Source organism: Vibrio pelagius (genome assembly GCF_024347575.1).
Taxonomy (GTDB): Bacteria; Pseudomonadota; Gammaproteobacteria; order Enterobacterales; family Vibrionaceae; genus Vibrio; species Vibrio pelagius.
Genome location: NZ_AP025503.1, coordinates 990,059 through 1,009,118, shown reverse-complemented (window position 1 = coordinate 1,009,118; position 19,060 = coordinate 990,059). Strand labels below are relative to the sequence as shown.

Here is a 19,060-nt window from a genome sequence, read left to right as displayed (position 1 = left end):
TCTCTATAAAGTAATTGACCGTATTCTAACAATTGATAGCAGCGAATAACGTCAAGAAGTGTAAATGTCGTTAAATTATACTGACATTCGGTAAAATATCGTGGATCTAATCAACGTGGTTGACCAAGTAAATACAATTACTCTCGATATTTTCGATAATTACGTACTCTATAACTTAAGACAGCAATACGGTACAGCCAGAACATATGTTCACTTACCGAGCAAAACGCGCACTTTTCGCTATCTTTGCCCAAAAAGGCAGCATTCAACACAAAACCATAAGAAAAACTCTTTACAGGTTAAACGTGTTTGCTATGATGCGCTCCGCACTTGAGAGATGTGTTGGGAAAAACATTTCTTAAGCCTATCCACTAAGAGATAGGAAAACACCCCAGGAGGGGTTCCCGAGTGGCCAAAGGGAGCAGACTGTAAATCTGCCGGCTCCGCCTTCGATGGTTCGAATCCGTCCCCCTCCACCATATTCTTCTTAACTCTTTTGAGATAAGAAAACCTCGATTGAATCGTTGGGAAAACTTCAATTGAGCCTATGTTAGATAGGAAACACCCTGGAGGGGTTCCCGAGTGGCCAAAGGGAGCAGACTGTAAATCTGCCGGCTCCGCCTTCGATGGTTCGAATCCGTCCCCCTCCACCATATTCTTCTTAACTCTTTAGAGATTAAGAAATCCTCAATTGAATCGTTGGGAAAACTTCAATTGAGCCTATGTTAGATAGGAAACACCCTGGAGGGGTTCCCGAGTGGCCAAAGGGAGCAGACTGTAAATCTGCCGGCTCCGCCTTCGATGGTTCGAATCCGTCCCCCTCCACCATATTCTTCTTAACTCTTTTGAGATAAGAAAACCTCGATTGAATCGTTGGGAAAACTTCAATTGAGCCTACGTTAGATAGGAAACACCCTGGAGGGGTTCCCGAGTGGCCAAAGGGAGCAGACTGTAAATCTGCCGGCTCCGCCTTCGATGGTTCGAATCCGTCCCCCTCCACCATATTTCTTCTTAACTCTTTAAGAGATAAGAAAACCTCGATTGAATCGTTGGGAAAACTTCAATTGAGCCTATGTTTTAATGGCTTTTAGCTTTTAAAGACTGGGAAAACACCCTGGAGGGGTTCCCGAGTGGCCAAAGGGAGCAGACTGTAAATCTGCCGGCTCCGCCTTCGATGGTTCGAATCCGTCCCCCTCCACCATATTCCTTCTTAACTCTTTAGAGATAAGAAAACCTCGATTGAATCGTTGGGAAAACTTCAATTGAGCCTATGTTTTAATGGCTTTTGGCTTTTAAAGACTGGGAAAAACACCCTGGAGGGGTTCCCGAGTGGCCAAAGGGAGCAGACTGTAAATCTGCCGGCTCCGCCTTCGATGGTTCGAATCCGTCCCCCTCCACCATATTCTCTTAAGAGATTAAAAAAAGCCAACTCACTGAGTTGGTTTTTTTGTATCTAGTCGCACCAAAATCACCATAGATTGAACTCATACTTCCCTTATTCCCCAATATCATTAGTCGCTTCTACCAATCAAAAAGATCAGCCTTGTGCTCAAGCCTTTTTCCTGCGCTATTTTTGATCACCTATTTACTGTGATTGGTATTACTGTGATTGGCATGACTTTCTGTGATTACCACCGAGTCACGCTCGCTTTGAATTACCCCAATAAAAAGAGCCCTTGCCATAACAGCAAGGGCTCTTAGATAAATCACGAAACTGGACTAACTAGCCTTGGATACCAACGATCAACCAAGGTGCATTTGGCGCAGTAAGGTCACGCTCTAAATGCCAGATATCGGTAATATCTTCTTCAATACCTTCTACTGAATCACGGTAACGACCGCTGAATTGAAGGCTCAATTGCGCCTTGCTACCATCATGATCAGCACGAACGATCTCTGCATCTACGTACATTACATCTGTGTGCTGCTCACCTTCAAGCTTGCTGCGCTCTGCTTTTAAGTCTTCAAACAAGCTTGGAGACACGTATTCTTCAATCGTGTTCAGCTCATTGTGGTTCCAAGCGCCTTGTAGAGTGCGGTAGTGCTCACGAGAACCGTTGATGAACGCTGCTTGGTCAAAACCCGGTGGGTAGTTATGAGGAACATCGCTTTGTGCACCAAAACCAAAACCACCAGCTGTACTCTGTGATTGAGGTTGTGCCTGTTCGAAGCTCTGTACATTAGGCTGCTGTTGTGGTTGTTCGAACTTATTCTGACCCATACCACCAAACGCAGGTTGTTGACTGCGTTGCTGGTTCATTGAACCCTGCTTAGCACCCAACATGCCACGTAGGAATTTAAATGCTAGGAACGCAATCAGACCCATGATCAAGATATCCATGAACTGGATACCTTCAAAAGCGCCACCGAAGAATGCCGCTAACAGACCACCAGCCAGTAGACCGCCTAGTAGACCACCCATAAGGCCTTTTTTACTAGAGCCTGCCGCATTTGTTTTGCCAGCTTGGTCTTGCTTAATCGAGTTAGTATTTTGCTGTTGTTGCTTAGGAGCGGGAGCCGTTTTGAAACTTTTACCAAATGACTTACCACCACCAAACTTTTTCGCTTCTGCGATTGGTGTCACCGCGACTGATACCATCATTATCGCGATTAGTGAGAAAAATCGTTTCATTGTTATCCTTTATAGGTTTCGTTATCTTTCGACTCTTTAATCATACTCGTTAACAATGAACAATGAAATATTCACAGCCGCTACACATGTATCATAATATTGCTGAGATTAATTTAACCCTTATTGAGTAAAGCATTGACGCCTACTAGAGCGGGCGACTAAAATATTGAACATTGTTCATTAATAGAAGTTCAAAATAGAAATTCAAAATGGCTAGAAGAAACGATCACACGCGCGAGCAATTAGTTCAGCTTACACTAGACACCGTGACTCAATTTTTGGAAGACCACTCATACCATGAGCTGAGCCTTCGAAAAATCGCGAATATGATTGGATATGTGCCAAGTACTCTTGTTAATGTATTCGGCAACTACAACCTACTTCTTCTGCACGTCGTGGCTAAAACGCTTGATGAACTGTCGGCTGAAGCGACCGTTGCTGTAGAAAAATCAAGCTCCCCTCAAGACGCACTGTTTAACCTGGCCTACTGTTATCACGATTTTGCTCTTAAGCACCCAAACCGTTGGCAATTAGTGTTTGAACATAATATGAATGGTGAGAACCTACCCCAGTGGCAATCGAGCCGTATCGAAAAAATGACAGGTATGCTTGAGCAGCTATTACTCGCTATCGCACCTCATCACACTGAAAAAGAAGTGCTTAAAGCCAGCCGCGTATTATGGTCTGGTGTACACGGTATTACGCTACTAAGTGTCGATGACAAGTTCTTCGCTTCTGAGCCGATTGATGGTAAAGACCTGATTAATAACCTATTATCAAATTACTTAACCAATTGGTAAGTCATCAAAATAACAAATGCATAAGGTCTCGCATGAACAAGGTTCGCACATGAAGAGCAGCAGCCAATCTTCGCTGTTAACACAACAAAGGTTCCTACCCTATTTTATCACCCAGTTTCTAGGGGCCTTTAATGACAATATCTTCAAGAATGTGTTGCTGCTGTTTGTCGCTTTCGCGAGTGTCGATACACTGCCAATTTCCAGTAACCTCTTTATTAACCTAGCGGCTGGTCTGTTCATACTGCCGTTCTTCCTGTTTTCTGCCCTGGCAGGCGCACTAGCCGATAAATACGAAAAGTCGTGGTTCATTCGTAAGGTTAAGCTGCTCGAAATCATCATCATGTCACTAGGTGCCATCGGTTTTATCTATGAAAGCTACGGTATTCTATTGCTATTATTGTTCCTGATGGGAACACAGAGTGCCTTCTTTGGACCGGTGAAATACGCGTTATTACCGCAACAACTAGAACCTAAAGAACTGGTTTCTGGTAACGCCTTGGTCGAAACCGGCACCTTTCTGGCGATTCTTATTGGCACTTTGGGCGCGGGACTTATTGCGTCTCATGAGAGTGCAAAGGTCGTCGCCTCGGTATGTATCGTTCTGTTCGCAGTGATGGGCTATGGCGCTAGCTGCTTTATTCCAAATTCACCGAGTAGTGCGCCAGATATGAAAATAAAATGGCGACCAATTGCACTAACCCGCCAAACTTTAAACATTACTAAAAAAGACCGCCCGACCTTCCAAGCACTGATGGCTATTAGCTGGTTCTGGTTCCTAGGCGCAGCTTATTTGACCCAATTTCCTAACTTTACCAAAGTTCATTTGAACGGTACTGAAAGTGCTGTGGCTTTCTTGCTCGCCATGTTCTCTATTGGTATTGCTATCGGTTCATTAGCTTGTGACAAGCTCTCTAACCATCGTATTGAGATTGGCATCGTGCCAATGGGGAGCTTAGGTATTTCCTTGTTTGGTTTGCTGATGGCTTTGTCAGTCCCAGAGAATTTACCTCAATTCGAATCCTTTGATCAGTTTATTGTTCACTCTGATCTCTGGCCACTATTCGCATACCTACTGCTTCTCGGTATTTCCGGCGGTATTTTCATTGTTCCGCTGTACGCTTTAATGCAGTTCAGGGCTGAACCAAACGAGCGAGCTCAAGTGATTGCAGGGCTAAATATTTACAACTCTCTATTTATGGTTGGCAGCGCAGCCCTTGGCATCATCTGCCTGAGCCTACTTGAAATGGACATTATTGATCTATTCATTTTACTGGCAGCAATGAATACGCTCGTAGTTATATACCTTGTCTATCAAGTACCTATATACGCGTGCAGGTTCTTAACTTGGATCGTCACTCATACTATGTATCGTGTAAAACATAAGAATCTGCACCACTTGCCTGAGAAAGGCGGTGCGTTGATTATTTGTAACCACGTGAGCTATATGGATGCGTTGCTGCTGAGTGCGGTTTGCCCTCGTTTGATTCGGTTTGTGATGGAAGAGGACTACGCCAAACTGCCGCTGCTCCGTCGATTCCTAAAACGCGCTGGGGTGATTCCGATTTCAGCGACCAACCGCCGTTCTATTCGCAATGCCTTCAATGAAGTCGAACAAGCTCTGCATGATGGTCACATCGTCTGTATCTTCCCTGAGGGCCGCTTAACGTCAGACGGTGAAGTAGGCGAATTTATGCGAGGCATGGAACTGATCATCAAGCGCTCTCCTGTGCCAGTCATCCCTATGGCATTGAAAGGACTTTGGGGCAGCTACTTCAGCCGCTACAAGGGACGAGCTTGCAAAGGTCTACCCACTCGATTCTGGACCAAACTTGAGATTGAGGCGGGCAACGCTATCGATCCAAGACGAGCTTCATGCGATGTACTGCATCAGAAAGTCGTCGAACTACGCGGTGACTTTCGCTAGATAACACGCTTAACAGTCAGAATATAAAAGCTTGCGAACAAACGTTCAGTTTTTCTAAACGTTTGTTCAATTCATTTAGACTTACTTATCGACTGTTTATACGTATAGTGCTCTCTAACGTAACCTAATAATAAATACTGGCGCCATCATGAGCTTCAACAAAAGTATCCCTTTTTACCTCGCAGCCCTTTTTTGCCTTACCCCTTGGGTAAGCTCTCCTACTGCGCTTGTTATCGGCTTTTTGCTGGCAAGTTTAGGCTGGGTTCCCGCTCACCTTGAAGTCGGTAAAATCACTAAAAAGCTGCTCGCCTACTCCATCGTTGGCTTGGGCTTTGGGATCCAATTTGAGCAAGCACTGTCAGTTACCGGTGATGGTATTGGACTTATCGTGACCACCATTATCGGTACGCTAGTGATTGGTTGGTTTTTAGCAAAACGCATGGGGCTGGATCGCACAACAGGCTACCTTATCTCTTCTGGCACTGCGATTTGCGGTGGTAGTGCCATTGCTGCCGTTGCTCCAGCAATTAAGGCGGATGATGAGCAGATCGGTTTAGCTTTAGCGACGGTTTTTGTTCTCAACTCCATTGCGCTGTTTATCTTCCCAATGATTGGTCATGCGTTAGAACTGAGCCAACATACCTTTGGCACTTGGGCGGCAATCGCAATTCACGATACCTCATCGGTGGTGGGGGCAGCCTCTGCTTATGGTGAAGAAGCACTAACAACAGCAACCACACTGAAACTTGCTCGTGCGCTCTGGATCATTCCAGTGGCTCTCGTCAGCGCGATGATCTTCAAGAGTGAAGAGAAGAAAATCACGATTCCTTACTTCATTTTCTTCTACTGTGCCGCTATCGCCGTCAGCGACTTGCTACCGCAATTTGACATGGTTTACCAAGGGATCTTTGACATCTCCAAGCGCGCATTGGTTGTTTGTTTATTCCTAATCGGGTGTGGAATTTCTGTCGAGAAGCTCAAAGCTGCAGGGCCAAAGCCGTTGATGTTTGGTATTACAATGTGGGTGTTGATCTCTGTTGGATCGTTAAGTTGGCTACTATTCGCTTAACCTAAAAACAGTTAGCTTAAAAACCGTCAGCTTAAAAACACCTCATTCACAAGCGAAAAACCCTCACCATTGTGACCACACTGGTGAGGGTTCTTTGTATCTGGTTACTGCTCTTGTACTGAGGTACTAGCCTGACTCTCTTGCTTTTTCATCATCACTAGTACAACCACCAGAATAAAAGCGGTGAACTCAGCCAACGATCGAGTCAGCCCGTGAGAGGTCACTGCTTGTCCTATTTGCAGCAGCACCGCAATGATCAGCGCGATTTTCATATCTGAAGCCTTATTCACTAGTTCCTTTAAATCAGGCTTTATTATGATGGATAGTTATAAAGATACTAAATTCTGTTTTGAACTATTTTATCTCCAAATCAACTAACCTCATCAAGAGCGCGTTCTCTTAAGCCAGCGTGCAAGGTCAGCTCTTGAAACTTTAATACCCTGTTGATCTAACACTGGCATTCGATGGTATTCGATCGGCAATTTGAATTTTTCTAAACGCCCCACCAGCTTTTCGCAGAACCAGTCCTTGGTAGGTAGCTCGTTGCAATCAACAATGGCGACAGGACGAAAACCAAATTCGCGATCCTCTACCGGTACGACAATCGCTTGATTGATACCTGATAGTTTACTCAAGGCTTGCTCAATCTCTTCACAGTGAATGTTCTCTCCACCCGAGATAAATTGGTTATCTGCACGACCAATAATCAACAGCTGATCATCAACCCATTGACCGAGATCTTTACTGTCAAACCAACCTGCCCCGTCAACCAAAGGCGCCAGTTGTCCTTGATAGAAGTACCCACTAGCTAACGTCTCCCCAGAGATATAGATTCGACCATCTTCGACTTTAACTCTCCGTTGGGGAAGCACAAAACCCGTTGTATTGCTTTCATCAACAGGTTTCGCCGTCACCGTTGATGCGGCTTCTGTCATGCCATAACCAAGCCAAGTTGTAATGCCACGCTGGTTGGCTTCTTGTGCCAATTGATTTGGAATATGGCTGCCACCAAGCAAAACATGACTCAACGAAAGTGGACACTCACTATCAAGCAAACGGCGAAGCTGAGTCGTTACCAGAGAGGCATGGGTACAACCATCAATGTCTTTTTCTAAACCCTGATTACCCACTTTGAGCGTCGCGCCCGCCACCAGCCAGCGATAAAAGATGGCTAAACCTGAAACGTGGTACATAGGTAGGCTGAGCAGCCAAGTGTCATCAGAACCAAACTCGAAGTGTTTTAATAACCCTGTCGCCGACGCTATATGCTGTTTGACCGTGTGCGCCACCGCCTTTGGGTTACCGGTGGAGCCAGATGTAAACACGATTGAGGCAAGATCACTCGTTTCACTCAAAGATTGTTTCAGTGAGTTTGGTGTACTACCTGAAGCCTCTTGGATGCTTGGGAGCGAGATAAGCTTTGTTTTGGCACTCAACGCTTCGCCATGCTCACCTGTAAATGCAACGAAACGAATTTTGCCTTCTAGATAAAGGGTGTCTAGTTTTTGTTCAAGCTTCTTCGACGGCTGAGGCATCGCCATCGCTACCAACACACCAAGGTTGAGAGATGCGAGATAAGCGAGCACTAACTCGCTACTGTTTTTTCCAACAATGGTCAGTACGTCACCTTTGGACAAGCCTTGTGTATTTAAGTAGGCGCTATAGCGTTCGACAAGCCCATCAAGTTCACGCCAGTTTAGCGTATACGAAGGGGTAATTAACGCGCGGCTGTTTGGTGAGGCATTTGCCCACAGCTTCCATAAAGAATTGGTGAAGGTCACGAGTGTACCTGATGCTGACAGAGCCAGCCCACCACATTAGGATGAGCTGAACAGATGTGAAAACTAAAAAGCCGTTAAGACTGCCAAATCAACTGCTGGCTTTCCAAAGTCTCTAGCGGTAAATCGCAATTTGGCCAAGCAATTTCAAGTTGAGATTGGAACAAACCAATAGTGTCCAATCCGGGCACTTCTTCAGGCAAGTATTGATGCGCCAAACGAGCAATCTGAGTCAGACCAAGACTTGTCTCAATACTTGAGCTCAGCACTGGCTTAATGCCTAACTGCTTCGCTCGCTCAATGATTGCAACGCAGCGTTCTACTGAACCAATCAGTGTTGGCTTGATCACCACAGCTTTCGCACCTGTGAGATCGCTAAGGTTAAAGCCTGGTCGCTTCACCGCATCTTGCAGGGTTTCATCCCACGCAATCGCAACACCGTTATCAATCGCAAACGCTAAACTATCCTCTGGCTGCTGACACGGCTCTTCGATAAAGCTAATACGTTGGCGTAGAGAAGGAGAGATGTATTTGATGAACTGCTTGGCTTTTTCCGGTTTCCAAGCGCGATTGGCATCCAATCGCAAGCTTAGGTCTGGAATGGACTCTAGGAAAAGGCTAACCAGCATCCCATCGCGAATCGCTTCGTAAAGACCAACCTTCACTTTAGCGACCTTCTCACCTTCCATCTCATTGAGTACAGGAATGAGTTCATCAGGGTCTCCCGTACACAGAGGAGCAGCGCGATAGTTACCGTGCTCTCCCAATTCCCCTTCCAACTCCATCATTGCCATCGACAGGCCAAATGCGACCGAAGGATACAGCTCTTCGTATGGCGCCAACGGTTTGTTGTGGCTCCATAACTCCAACTGTTCTTGCAGTTGAATACCGGCTTGCTCGGTATCTTCCACGCTAAACCCAGGTAGAGGGGAAACCTCACCTAGCGCTCGCTTACCGTCATACTCAAGCTCAATAACGTAACCGATACGTTGACTCAGCTTGTTATCACGTAGCACCACGCCGCTATCCATAGGTAATTGATAACGATAAAGTTTAGCGCTACGTGAACAATTCATAGTGTTCATAAGTCTTCCTTGCGAACAGAGCATCAAAAACACAAAGAGCCGCATTGTGCGACTCTGTGTGAGCGTAGATTCGGTTATGGGTTACGAGGGAACTTGTCGAAATCTGGGCGACGTTTCTCATTAAATGCGTTTCGACCCTCTTGGCCTTCTTCTGTCATGTAGAACATCATGGTCGCATTACCCGCTAGTTCTTGCAGACCTGCCTGACCATCACAGTCAGCGTTCAGCGCGGCTTTCAAGCATCGTAGAGCCATCGGGCTGTGTTGTAGAACCTCACGACACCAACGTACTGTCTCTTTCTCTAAATCCTCGACAGGGACAACTGTGTTCACTAGGCCCATATCTACGGCTTCTTGTGCATCGTAGAAACGACATAGGAACCAGATTTCGCGCGCTTTCTTCTGACCGACAATACGCGCCATGTAAGAAGCGCCCCAACCGCCGTCAAATGAACCCACTTTCGGGCCGGTTTGACCAAACTGAGCGTTTTCAGCAGCAATCGTCAGATCACACATCATATGTAGTACATGACCACCGCCCACAGCCCAACCAGACACTGCTGCAATGACAGGCTTAGGACAGGTACGGATCTGACGTTGGAAGTCCAGTACGTTCAGGTGGTGCGTGCCAGAATCATCTTGGTAACCGCCGTAGTCACCACGGATGCTTTGGTCGCCACCAGAGCAGAATGCTTTTTCACCAAGTCCAGTAAGAATAATCACGCCAACTTTCTCGTCATAACGAGCGTCGGCCAGAGCGTTAATCATCTCTTTTACGGTTTGTGGACGAAACGCGTTGTGAACTTGAGGGCGAGCAATCGTAATCTTTGCAATACCATCGTCTGACTTATGGTACTGAATATCTTCATATTGACTGCCTACATCGCTCCAGTTTACTGCCGCGTATAGTTCTTCTTCGGTGATGCCTACTGTTTTCGCCATGGTGATTCCCATTGTTATATTCATGATCACAGCCGTTATTCGGCAGTGTCGCAATCTCTGTTTATATCAAGTGCTCTATGTCGAGATCGGTTTACATCAAGCGTTTTTACGTAATGCGTTGACTGCGAGTTCAATCGTGCTTGTTAATGCATTGGATGATCAAATTCGAAAATAGTTCAGGCTGTTCAAAATGGACATTGTGTCCAGCGTGATCGACCTGACTACACTCAAAGCCGCTACTCTCTGCCAATTCAATGAATTTACGATCTTTTTTACCACAGATATAGTGCAGCTGATGCTCGCAAGATTTCAATGTGGCACGTAAATCCGGTTGCTTGGCAAGTGATGTAGATAACAACATATTTGCTACGGATACTCCAAGATTACCACTACGCTTTATGACTAAAGTTTGTCTTTGCTCATGATTTAGTGAAGAAAACACACTTTGCTGATACCAATCGTCTAAAACATCTTCAATTGATTGCTGTGCAAAGCGAACTGCCCATTGCGTATCATGGACCAGACGCTGTGCTCTTGCATCATCACCGTCGAGTCCGAAGTTGCCTCCTTCGACAATAACTTTCACCAAATTAAGCGTGGCAAACTTCCCACTCGTCACTCCATACATCGCTAAGCGACCACCGAGAGAGTAACCAATTAAAACAATAGGATAGTTATCAGGTAGCTGTTGTCTCTGGCACTGAAACTGGACGTTCTGAACGATTTTATCGCAGCAATGATCAAAACCAATCGGATCGACAAAACAGCTCTTGCCGTGACCCGGTAGGTCAATGCACAAACGCGGATATTCAGACAGATATGAGTGACATGCACTCCAATCTTCTCCGCTTCCCAAAAGACCATGCAGGAACACAAGCAAAGGTTTCTCTAACGAGGTTTGCTCAGCGGGATAGTACGTGGAGAAAAGCATGTCGACTCCTTAGGCTTGCGCCTCTTTTAACATTGAATTGAACTGCTTCAACAAGTGAGAGGCTTGTTCTGGCGGTGTTTTTACTTCAACTAACAGTGTTCCCTCACCCTGTTCAAAGTGTGAGTCAATAGCATCTTGATACTGTGTTCGAGTTTCAGGGGCAGCATACTGCAATCTGAATTGAGCAGCAGCATGGGCAAAACTGTATCCGTGAGGCATTTGATAGAGGGATTGTTTCTGCTGTTGCGGTACGGGGAGCAAGTCAAAAATCGCACCGCCGTCGTTATTCGTCACCACGATTACCATTGGTGTTTTTGAGTCGCTAAGCAGTGCCAATGAATTGAGATCGTATAGAAGCGACGTGTCACCAATTAACATCATCATAGGGTGCTGATGGGCTTTGAGTACCCCCGCTGCAGTAGCTACCAGCCCATCAATGCCTGACGCGCCTCGATTACTATAAACTGGGCTATTAGGAACTGCTGACAACATATCGACCAGTCTCACCATTAGGCTGTTTCCGACAAACAGCGATCGCTCTTTAAGTCTAGTCGACAAATCGACCGCAATACTGAGCTCGGTGAGTTGATCATCATTCATCAACTGTGCGCGAGACAGTTGAGCGATATTTTGTGAGGCTAACTTAAGACCATCTGCCCAACCTGCACTCTGCGCATGCAGGCTTGGTAACGATTGACCAGCCAACCACGATCTAGGCTGAGCAACGATATGAGTCTGAGGCAGGTGGTCTTGATTGATACAGTGCGTATCGGGTGATATTACGAGATACTGCTGCGGCGAAAAATGAATCGCTTGTTGCTTGATCCAGTGATTTAAACGCTTAGAGACAATGCGCTCACCAAACTGCACGATACAGTCGCAATCACTCAATTGCTCAGCGGTTTCAGGCACCTGAAGCCAAAGGTCGTAGTGCTGCCAATCGCTCGCGACGCCAGATTGGGCATCACAAAACACAGGCCAACCTAACGACTGGGCAAACTGTTTTGCTGCCTTTGCTTCTTCTAGTTCCAAAGAGCCAATCACAACCACCCCACGACGCTGATAGTAATCACTCGATGAGGTGCAAGGGCGAGCTGTGCTTAAATGGTACGACTTGGAAGTATATGGCTGGTCGCTTACCTTCCATGCAGTAATCGAAGAGATGTACTGATGATAAATATCTGAACTCTCGTTGGAATAAAGCGGCTCTGGGTAAGGGCAATTAATGTGAATAGCCCCGCCCTTCGCAGTCTGCTGCGCTAACAGATCATCCAACGAACACAGTAACCAGTTGAGTGACACTTGGGTATTTGGGCTCGGTAAATTCAACGCACCTTCAACATGTTGAGAGAAAATTCCCAGCTGTTGTATAGCCTGGTTTGCGCCACAGTTAACTAATTCAACGGGTCTGTCTGAGGTCAAAAGAATCAATGACTCGCGAGTAAGTCCCGCCTCAGCCACTGCAGGCAAAAGATTCGCCACCGCGGTTCCAGAAGTCACGATCACCGCGACTTTGCTCTTGGTTGCTTTAGCTAAGCCTAAAGCAAAAAAGCCCAAGCCACGCTCATCAAAATGCGTGTGAATGGTGAATTTTTTGTTCGCTTCTGCCTCAAGAGTCAAAGGCGTTGAACGTGAGCCCGGAGCGATACAAACATGCTCAACACCGGTGCGCGCCAACTCCTCAAGCAGCGTCGATGACCAAACTCGATTTAACACCGCTTGGTCATGCTTCAATAACGGTGAATTCATGATGCTACACCCAATGGTGGGTGCTCAGAGATAAGGCTTAGCAAAGTCGACATTTTCTTATTCAGCTCTTGCCACTCATGCTCAGCAACCGATCCTGGAACGATCCCCGCTCCTGCGAACAACTGAACTTGATCGCCAACGATCAAAGCACTGCGAATCGCTACGCAAAATTCAGCACGTTGGTGACTAATGAAACCAACCGATCCTGCATACCAGCCTCGTGCAAAAGGCTCGTGTTTTAAAATAAATTCCATTGACTCTTTGCGAGGCAAACCAGCGACTGCTGCGGTCGGTTGCAGTGTACCGAGTAGTTGCACTCCGTTGCCCCCTGCGTGCAACTGCGCATGAATATGGCGTTTTAAATGTTGAACCTTACGAAGACGAACCAAACGTGCCTCTTTCTCGACGTTCACAGCATGAGAATACGCTGTTAAGCGATCAACAATATCGTCGACAACGTATTGATTTTCATTGAGGTTCTTCTGGTCTTGAGTCAACCAGTTGGCAAGTTCCATATCAGACGATGCATTCTTGCCGCGCCCAATGGTGCCAGCGAGAGCCTCTGTATCGAGTTCCTTGCCGTGGCGACTGTAGAGCCTTTCTGGTGTCGAGCCAATAAAGCTGTGCTTGGAGTCCAGCACCAACATGAAATGGAAACTGTTGTGGTTTTTTTGATAGCTGGCTTTTAATAGCTGAGCAGCACAGATCGGTTCATCCAACTGCACTGTCGTTTTACGCGCAAGCACCACTTTTTTGAAATCGTCGTTATCGATGCCAGTCAGCACTTTCTCTACTAAAGCGTTCCACTCTGGTTGCTCTGGAAGATGGCTAATCTCTTCAATATGCGCACTGATTGGGGCAAGTATTGCGGCATCAACTGACAACTTCTTAAGCGCATTGATTGAAGCGACGCGATCTGGCGTCAAGTTGATGGCTAAAGACCATTTGTCATCAAATCGAATCAGCTCTACCTGTGGAAGGAAGAAAAAAGACTCCATACAGCGTCGATTTTTTTCAGTGTGACCATCGAAAGAGCGCCCACCCCAGATACGTTGGTCTTCGCCAAGAATCGTATACGCCGGTGCAGGATCCGAAAAAGTGTGGATCTGCCCTAACGCAACGACTTCTTCTCGGGTGTCTCGAGATTGCCAATAGAACTTCGGAAACAGCGGTTGAGCATGAAGCCATTCAATAAATGCAAACGGTGGTTTCTGCTTAAGAACTTCAACACAACGAACTTCGCCAGCTTGCGCATTTTGAACTCGCTCAATCAAAGTGGAGATGGTTTGTTGGAAATGTGACAAATCGACCTCGTTCACATCTAATTTATTATTATATTAGTTTGATACTTTATGGGTAGCACCTACTTAGATCAAGAATGTCTAAAATCTTTTCAGTATTCCTGTGATTTTGCACGTTTCACCCCTCAGTTTATCTAAGCACAATCCGAGTTTACGAAATCCCTCACGACCGTGACTGAACAGCCTTTGGTTAAAGGTTATTCGGAATTCGCTGATTGTTCAGATTTTTATTCTAAAAAACGTCAATTTAAGGTACTTTAATAAAGTATTTAAATAATTTTCAGGAAATCGGCAATGCAAAATATCGGGATGTCGTCAAAACTCAACAGTGTATGCTATGAAATCAGAGGACCAGTACTAAAACATGCTAAGCGCATGGAAGAAGAAGGACATAAAATCCTAAAGCTAAATATTGGTAACCCCGCCCCGTTTGGTTTTGACGCCCCAGATGAAATCCTAGTTGACGTAATTCGTAACCTGCCGACATCTCAAGGTTACTGTGATTCAAAAGGGATCTACTCTGCCCGTAAAGCTGTCGTGCAGCACTATCAAAAGAAAGGTCTGCGCAACCTAGATGTCGAAGATGTTTACATTGGCAACGGTGCTTCTGAGCTTATCGTAATGTCGATGCAAGCTCTGCTAAATAATGGCGATGAAATCTTAGTTCCCGCTCCTGACTACCCGTTGTGGACAGCTTCGGTTGCACTCTCTGGTGGTAAAGCCGTTCACTACATGTGTGATGAAGAGAACGACTGGTATCCAAACCTAGATGACATGGTCGCTAAGATCACACCGAAGACTCGCGGTATTGTTCTTATCAACCCGAACAACCCGACCGGTGCAGTTTACAGCCGTGACTTTTTGCTAAAAGTGGTCGAAATTGCCCGTGAACATAAACTGATGATCTTCGCCGATGAGATCTACGATAAAGTGCTTTACGACGGTGCCGTACACACGTCTATTGCAACCCTAGCAGAAGATGTGCTGATGGTGACCTTTAACGGCCTCTCGAAGGCATATCGTGTCTGTGGTTTCCGTGGTGGCTGGATGTTCTTAACGGGTCCTAAACATTTAGCTAAAGGCTATGTTGAAGGCCTCGAAATGCTTGCCTCGATGCGTTTGTGTGCCAACGTACCCATGCAGCATGCGATTCAAACAGCACTAGGCGGCTATCAGAGTATCAATGAGCTTATCTTGCCGGGCGGTCGCTTACTTGAGCAGCGTGACCGAGCTTGGGAGCTGATCAACAAGATCCCGGGTGTCTCTTGTGTGAAACCAAAAGGCGCAATGTACCTGTTCCCGAAAATCGACACGGAGATGTACAACATCAAAGATGACCAAAAATTCGTGCTCGATTTCCTTAAGCAAGAGAAGGTACTGCTAGTACAAGGTACTGGTTTCAACTGGCCGAAACCGGACCACTTCCGTATCGTGACACTGCCGCATATCGAAGACTTGGAAACGGCTATTGGTAGACTCGAACGCTTCTTGTCGACCTACAGCCAAGAATAATCTTAGACTACAAGGCTTTAAATTAGATACCCTCAAAGGCTCCTATCCACTAGGAGCCTTTGTCATTTAAAAGAGGAAGATGATGAGCATTCATAAGCTATACCCTCCTTATTTGACTTAAGCTCGAATCTGACGAATAGTTACTTTGTAAGATAAATAACAATAAGGGAGCATAGTGAAGCACGAAGAGAGCACATTCCTAGCATGGATTACACGTATGTCCTTCATTCAAAGATGGGCACTCATGCACACGTTTCAGGCTGAGAACATTTCAGAGCACAGCCACCAAGTCGCCGCTATCGCACATCTGCTTGCGGTAATAAAAAATAAACGCTACGGCGGCAACCTTATCCCCGAAAGAGCGGCGACTGTTGCCATCTATCACGAAGTTTCTGAGACGCTCGTACAGGACATCAACCATAAGACGAAATACAGCAATCCAGAAATAACCAAAGCAGTAAAATATCTTGAGGACTTGGCAGAAAAGAAGTGTTTGAAGACTCTTCCAGATGACTTACAAGATGAATTTGAAAACTTGCTAGTACAGGAAAAAGTGGAGCCGGAATATAAGGTGATCGTTAAGGCCGCTGACATTCTGCAAGCTTACATAAAAGCCATGAACGAGCTGAGGTTCCAAAACGAAGAGTTTCTTCATGTTAAAGATGGTCTCGATGAGCGTATAAAGGATCTCGCCGACTCAATGCCCGAAGTTCGAGATTTCATCGATATCTTTATGGGCAGCTGTACGACCACATTGGATAAGATTGCTTAAAATAACCTAGTAGATCGCTGTATCACTCTCTGCGGTTTTCAAGTCGGAAACGAGATTTTTCAATCTATCACCAGAGCTACTGTCAACTCTAACCAAGCCAAGAGCCACGTATTTCAACATGCTGTTAGATGATAAGCTGGAGTTCAACTTCAATAGCTCACTGTTCAATGTTCAAAACACACTAAAATATGGATAACATCCATGAATAATATAGAGGGTGCATTACGCACCCTCTAATTATCTATTTTTTATTGGATTTAGTGTTACTAATTCCTTCGGATTTATGCTCTAGAACATTACCACCCTGGTTAATAGCAATGGATTTAGGCTTCATTTCTTCAGGAATTTCTTTAACTAAAGTTATTGTCAGTAACCCATGCGAGAGATCAGCGTCGGTAACTTCAACATAATCCGCTAAGTTAAATTTACGCTCAAATGCGCGATTAGCGATACCCTGATATAGATATTTACTTTCTGACTCAGAGCTCTTATTACCACGCACGGTCAGTACGCCTTTCTCGACTTGAATATCGAGTTCCTCTTGAACAAACCCCGCTACAGCTAATGTTATGGCGTAACGGTTGTCACTGAGAACTTCAATATTATACGGTGGGTAACCACCAACAGTTGTTTCACTGGTTAACGCATGATCTAACAGTGACGCTAGACGGTCAAATCCTACACTATTTCGATATAGTGGAGTTAGGTCGATTGAGTTCATAATATATCCTCCATAAGAAGCAATACAAAATAAAAACAACGAATATAAAAGCTTCTACTTAGACAACTTTTACAATCACTTTATAGTATTTTACAAATACGTTTTCAAGTCTATTCTCATAATATTCACTTATAAAAATACGTGTAAAATATTATTTAATAATAAAGATCATCTTAGCTTAAATCTTCTATAAGTGATGATTAAGTGAGCCTCATTACGTGCCTTAGTTTTATTAAATATGTTCCATTGATTGCTTGTCCGCCACTTTCTCGGAAATCATAGCTTCAGTAGTAATCATTAATCCAGCTACAGACGCCGCGTATTGCAGCGCTGAACGCGTCACTTTTGTAGGATCTAGAATACCCATTTCAAACATATTACCGTATTCACCTGTGGCAGCGTTAAAACCGTGGTTCACATCACCAGCTTTAACATTATTTGCGACGACAGACGCTTCATCACCTGCATTAGTAGCGATTTGACGAAGTGGTTCCTCCATCGCTCTCAAAGCAACACGAATACCAACATTTTGATCTTCGTTATCACCAGTAAGGTCAGCCAACTCTTGACTTATTTTAGCAAGCGCGACACCTCCTCCGGAAACAATACCTTCTTCAACTGCCGCTCTTGTGGCATGCAACGCATCATCAACACGATCTTTCTTCTCCTTCATCTCAACTTCTGTCGCAGCACCAATCTTAATAACTGCAACACCTCCAGAGAGTTTCGCTATTCGTTGTTGAAGTTTTTCTCTATCGTATTGAGAAGTCGATAGCTCAATCTGACTTTCTATCGATTTAACTCGATCTTTAATGATCTGCTCATTCGCTACACCGCCAACAATAGTGGTCGTATCCTTTGTTACTGTTACTTTCTTGGCACTACCCAATTGCTCTAGCGTCGTTTTTTCTAGTTCATGACCTAGATCTTCACAAATCAAAGTACCATCGGTCAGAACCGCAATATCTTCCATCATCGCTTTGCGACTATCACCAAACCCAGGAGCTTTAACAGCTGCAGCCCGAACAATACCACGCATATTGTTGACGACGAGTGTTGCTAACGCTTCACCTTCAATATCTTCGGCCAAAATAAGTAGCGGTCTAGACTGTTTGGTAACTTCTTCAAGTACAGGTAATAACTCTCGAATATTGCTTACCTTTTTATCAACAAGCAGTACGTAAGGGTTATCCAGCTCTACAACGCCGCTCTCCTGATTAGTGATGAAATACGGGGAAAGATACCCACGATCAAACTGCATACCCTCAACAACCGCAAGTTCATTGTCCAAGCCCTGACCTTCTTCAACCGTAATGACACCATTACGCCCTACCTTGTCCATCGCCTCCGCTATGATGTCACCAATCGATCTGTCACTATTGGCTGAAATACTAGCAACTTGCGTGATCGACTCTTTGTCACTACAAGGTTCAGACATGTCACGAAGTTTTTCGACAGCCGCTTCGGTTGCTTTGTCTATACCGCGCTTTAAATCCATCGGATTCATACCAGACGCAACCGCCTTCAACCCTTCATTAATCAATGATTGCGCCAATACGGTTGCTGTTGTTGTTCCATCACCTGCTTCATCATTAGCTTTCGATGCGACTTGCTTTACCATTTGTGCGCCAATGTTTTCAAACTTATCTTCAAGCTCGATTTCTTTGGCGACAGAGACCCCATCTTTTGTAATGGTTGGTGCCCCATATGACTTATCAAGTACAACATTTCTACCTTTCGGACCTAAAGTAACCTTAACAGCGTCTGCTAACAGGTTTACCCCTTTAAGCATCTTTTGACGCGATTCATCAGCAAATATAACTTCTTTTGCAGTCATGATTATCT

Annotated in this window: 15 protein-coding genes and 6 tRNA genes; 11 read left to right on the top strand and 10 right to left on the bottom strand. The window is 45.2% G+C overall.

All coding sequences use genetic code 11. From position 1 onward, the window contains the following. Positions 1-394: 394 nt before the first annotated feature. From vsple_RS04585 to vsple_RS04560, 6 genes are all read left to right on the top strand, one after another. Positions 395-479, top strand: a tRNA-Tyr gene (locus tag vsple_RS04585). An 89-nt stretch (positions 480-568) separates the two neighbouring features. Then, positions 569-653: transfer RNA gene (locus vsple_RS04580), tRNA-Tyr, on the top strand. 90 nt (positions 654-743) lie between these two features. After that, positions 744-828 (top strand) — tRNA-Tyr (locus vsple_RS04575). Between the two features lie 89 nt (positions 829-917). Then, positions 918-1,002 (top strand) — tRNA-Tyr (locus tag vsple_RS04570). A 114-nt stretch (positions 1,003-1,116) separates the two neighbouring features. After that, positions 1,117-1,201: transfer RNA gene (locus tag vsple_RS04565), tRNA-Tyr, on the top strand. Positions 1,202-1,315: 114 nt separating this feature from the next. Continuing rightward, positions 1,316-1,400 (top strand) — tRNA-Tyr (locus tag vsple_RS04560). 323 nt (positions 1,401-1,723) lie between these two features. Here vsple_RS04560 and vsple_RS04555 read toward each other — a convergent pair. After that, positions 1,724-2,632: a Tim44 domain-containing protein gene (locus vsple_RS04555; RefSeq protein WP_261882784.1), complete on the bottom strand. Its 909-nt coding sequence runs from the start codon at positions 2,630-2,632 to the stop codon at positions 1,724-1,726. A gap of 209 nt (positions 2,633-2,841) precedes the next feature. On the opposite strand from vsple_RS04555, the gene vsple_RS04550 reads away from it, so the two are divergent. From vsple_RS04550 to vsple_RS04540, 3 genes are all read left to right on the top strand, one after another. Then, positions 2,842-3,432: a TetR/AcrR family transcriptional regulator gene (locus tag vsple_RS04550; protein WP_255231097.1), complete on the top strand. Its 591-nt coding sequence runs from the start codon at positions 2,842-2,844 to the stop codon at positions 3,430-3,432. 49 nt (positions 3,433-3,481) lie between these two features. Next, a complete protein-coding gene (locus tag vsple_RS04545; RefSeq protein WP_261882783.1) occupies positions 3,482-5,356 on the top strand; it encodes an MFS transporter in 1,875 nt (624 codons plus the stop codon). A 148-nt stretch (positions 5,357-5,504) separates the two neighbouring features. After that, positions 5,505-6,425, top strand: a complete 921-nt coding sequence (locus vsple_RS04540; protein ID WP_255231099.1) for a YeiH family protein — start codon at positions 5,505-5,507, stop codon at positions 6,423-6,425. A gap of 104 nt (positions 6,426-6,529) precedes the next feature. Here vsple_RS04540 and vsple_RS04535 read toward each other — a convergent pair whose 3' ends face one another. The 7 genes from vsple_RS04535 to vsple_RS04505 form a co-directional block, all read right to left on the bottom strand. Next, positions 6,530-6,697: a hypothetical protein gene (locus vsple_RS04535; RefSeq protein ID WP_255231100.1), complete on the bottom strand. Its 168-nt coding sequence runs from the start codon at positions 6,695-6,697 to the stop codon at positions 6,530-6,532. 111 nt (positions 6,698-6,808) lie between these two features. Next, entirely contained in the window at positions 6,809-8,206 is a 1,398-nt protein-coding gene (gene menE / locus vsple_RS04530; protein WP_261882782.1) for an o-succinylbenzoate--CoA ligase, read from the bottom strand. A 74-nt stretch (positions 8,207-8,280) separates the two neighbouring features. Then, on the bottom strand, positions 8,281-9,288 hold the full coding sequence (gene menC, locus vsple_RS04525; RefSeq protein ID WP_261882781.1) for an o-succinylbenzoate synthase: 1,008 nt from the start codon (positions 9,286-9,288) through the stop codon (positions 8,281-8,283). Between the two features lie 74 nt (positions 9,289-9,362). Beyond that, on the bottom strand, positions 9,363-10,229 hold the full coding sequence (gene menB, locus vsple_RS04520) for a 1,4-dihydroxy-2-naphthoyl-CoA synthase (protein WP_032549592.1): 867 nt from the start codon (positions 10,227-10,229) through the stop codon (positions 9,363-9,365). Positions 10,230-10,359: 130 nt separating this feature from the next. Next, positions 10,360-11,160, bottom strand: coding sequence for a 2-succinyl-6-hydroxy-2,4-cyclohexadiene-1-carboxylate synthase (gene menH, locus vsple_RS04515; protein ID WP_261882780.1), 801 nt, complete (start codon positions 11,158-11,160; stop codon positions 10,360-10,362). A gap of 9 nt (positions 11,161-11,169) precedes the next feature. Further along, entirely contained in the window at positions 11,170-12,894 is a 1,725-nt protein-coding gene (menD, locus tag vsple_RS04510; RefSeq protein ID WP_261883119.1) for a 2-succinyl-5-enolpyruvyl-6-hydroxy-3-cyclohexene-1-carboxylic-acid synthase, read from the bottom strand. Positions 12,895-12,905: 11 nt separating this feature from the next. After that, on the bottom strand, positions 12,906-14,213 hold the full coding sequence (locus tag vsple_RS04505) for an isochorismate synthase (protein WP_261882779.1): 1,308 nt from the start codon (positions 14,211-14,213) through the stop codon (positions 12,906-12,908). A gap of 291 nt (positions 14,214-14,504) precedes the next feature. Between vsple_RS04505 and vsple_RS04500 the strand changes: the two genes are divergently transcribed. Together vsple_RS04500 and yfbR are read left to right on the top strand one after the other, a co-directional pair. Beyond that, complete coding sequence (locus vsple_RS04500; protein WP_150871535.1) at positions 14,505-15,722, top strand: pyridoxal phosphate-dependent aminotransferase; 1,218 nt, start codon at positions 14,505-14,507, stop codon at positions 15,720-15,722. A 175-nt stretch (positions 15,723-15,897) separates the two neighbouring features. Then, entirely contained in the window at positions 15,898-16,494 is a 597-nt protein-coding gene (gene yfbR, locus vsple_RS04495; protein WP_255231106.1) for a 5'-deoxynucleotidase, read from the top strand. A 241-nt stretch (positions 16,495-16,735) separates the two neighbouring features. Here yfbR and vsple_RS04490 read toward each other — a convergent pair whose 3' ends face one another. Further along, complete coding sequence (locus vsple_RS04490) at positions 16,736-17,215, bottom strand: Hsp20 family protein (protein ID WP_261882778.1); 480 nt, start codon at positions 17,213-17,215, stop codon at positions 16,736-16,738. A gap of 232 nt (positions 17,216-17,447) precedes the next feature. Then, positions 17,448-19,052 carry a chaperonin GroEL gene (gene groL, locus vsple_RS04485; protein ID WP_261882777.1) on the bottom strand — a complete coding sequence of 535 codons (1,605 nt, stop codon included), beginning with the start codon at positions 19,050-19,052 and terminating at the stop codon, positions 17,448-17,450. Between the last annotated feature and the right edge of the window lie 8 nt (positions 19,053-19,060).

What these genes read in the sequence shown, in the direction of transcription:
- menB (WP_032549592.1), bottom strand. Translation starts at nt 10,229, where the DNA reads ATGGCGAAAACAGTAGGCATCACCGAAGAAGAACTATACGCGGCAGTA.
- vsple_RS04535 (WP_255231100.1), bottom strand. Translation starts at nt 6,697, where the DNA reads ATGAAAATCGCGCTGATCATTGCGGTGCTGCTGCAAATAGGACAAGCA.
- menH (WP_261882780.1), bottom strand. Translation starts at nt 11,160, where the DNA reads ATGCTTTTCTCCACGTACTATCCCGCTGAGCAAACCTCGTTAGAGAAA.
- vsple_RS04550 (WP_255231097.1), top strand. Translation starts at nt 2,842, where the DNA reads ATGGCTAGAAGAAACGATCACACGCGCGAGCAATTAGTTCAGCTTACA.
- vsple_RS04555 (WP_261882784.1), bottom strand. Translation starts at nt 2,632, where the DNA reads ATGAAACGATTTTTCTCACTAATCGCGATAATGATGGTATCAGTCGCG.
- vsple_RS04540 (WP_255231099.1), top strand. Translation starts at nt 5,505, where the DNA reads ATGAGCTTCAACAAAAGTATCCCTTTTTACCTCGCAGCCCTTTTTTGC.
- vsple_RS04490 (WP_261882778.1), bottom strand. Translation starts at nt 17,215, where the DNA reads ATGAACTCAATCGACCTAACTCCACTATATCGAAATAGTGTAGGATTT.
- groL (WP_261882777.1), bottom strand. Translation starts at nt 19,052, where the DNA reads ATGACTGCAAAAGAAGTTATATTTGCTGATGAATCGCGTCAAAAGATG.
- menC (WP_261882781.1), bottom strand. Translation starts at nt 9,288, where the DNA reads ATGAACACTATGAATTGTTCACGTAGCGCTAAACTTTATCGTTATCAA.
- vsple_RS04500 (WP_150871535.1), top strand. Translation starts at nt 14,505, where the DNA reads ATGCAAAATATCGGGATGTCGTCAAAACTCAACAGTGTATGCTATGAA.
- vsple_RS04545 (WP_261882783.1), top strand. Translation starts at nt 3,482, where the DNA reads ATGAAGAGCAGCAGCCAATCTTCGCTGTTAACACAACAAAGGTTCCTA.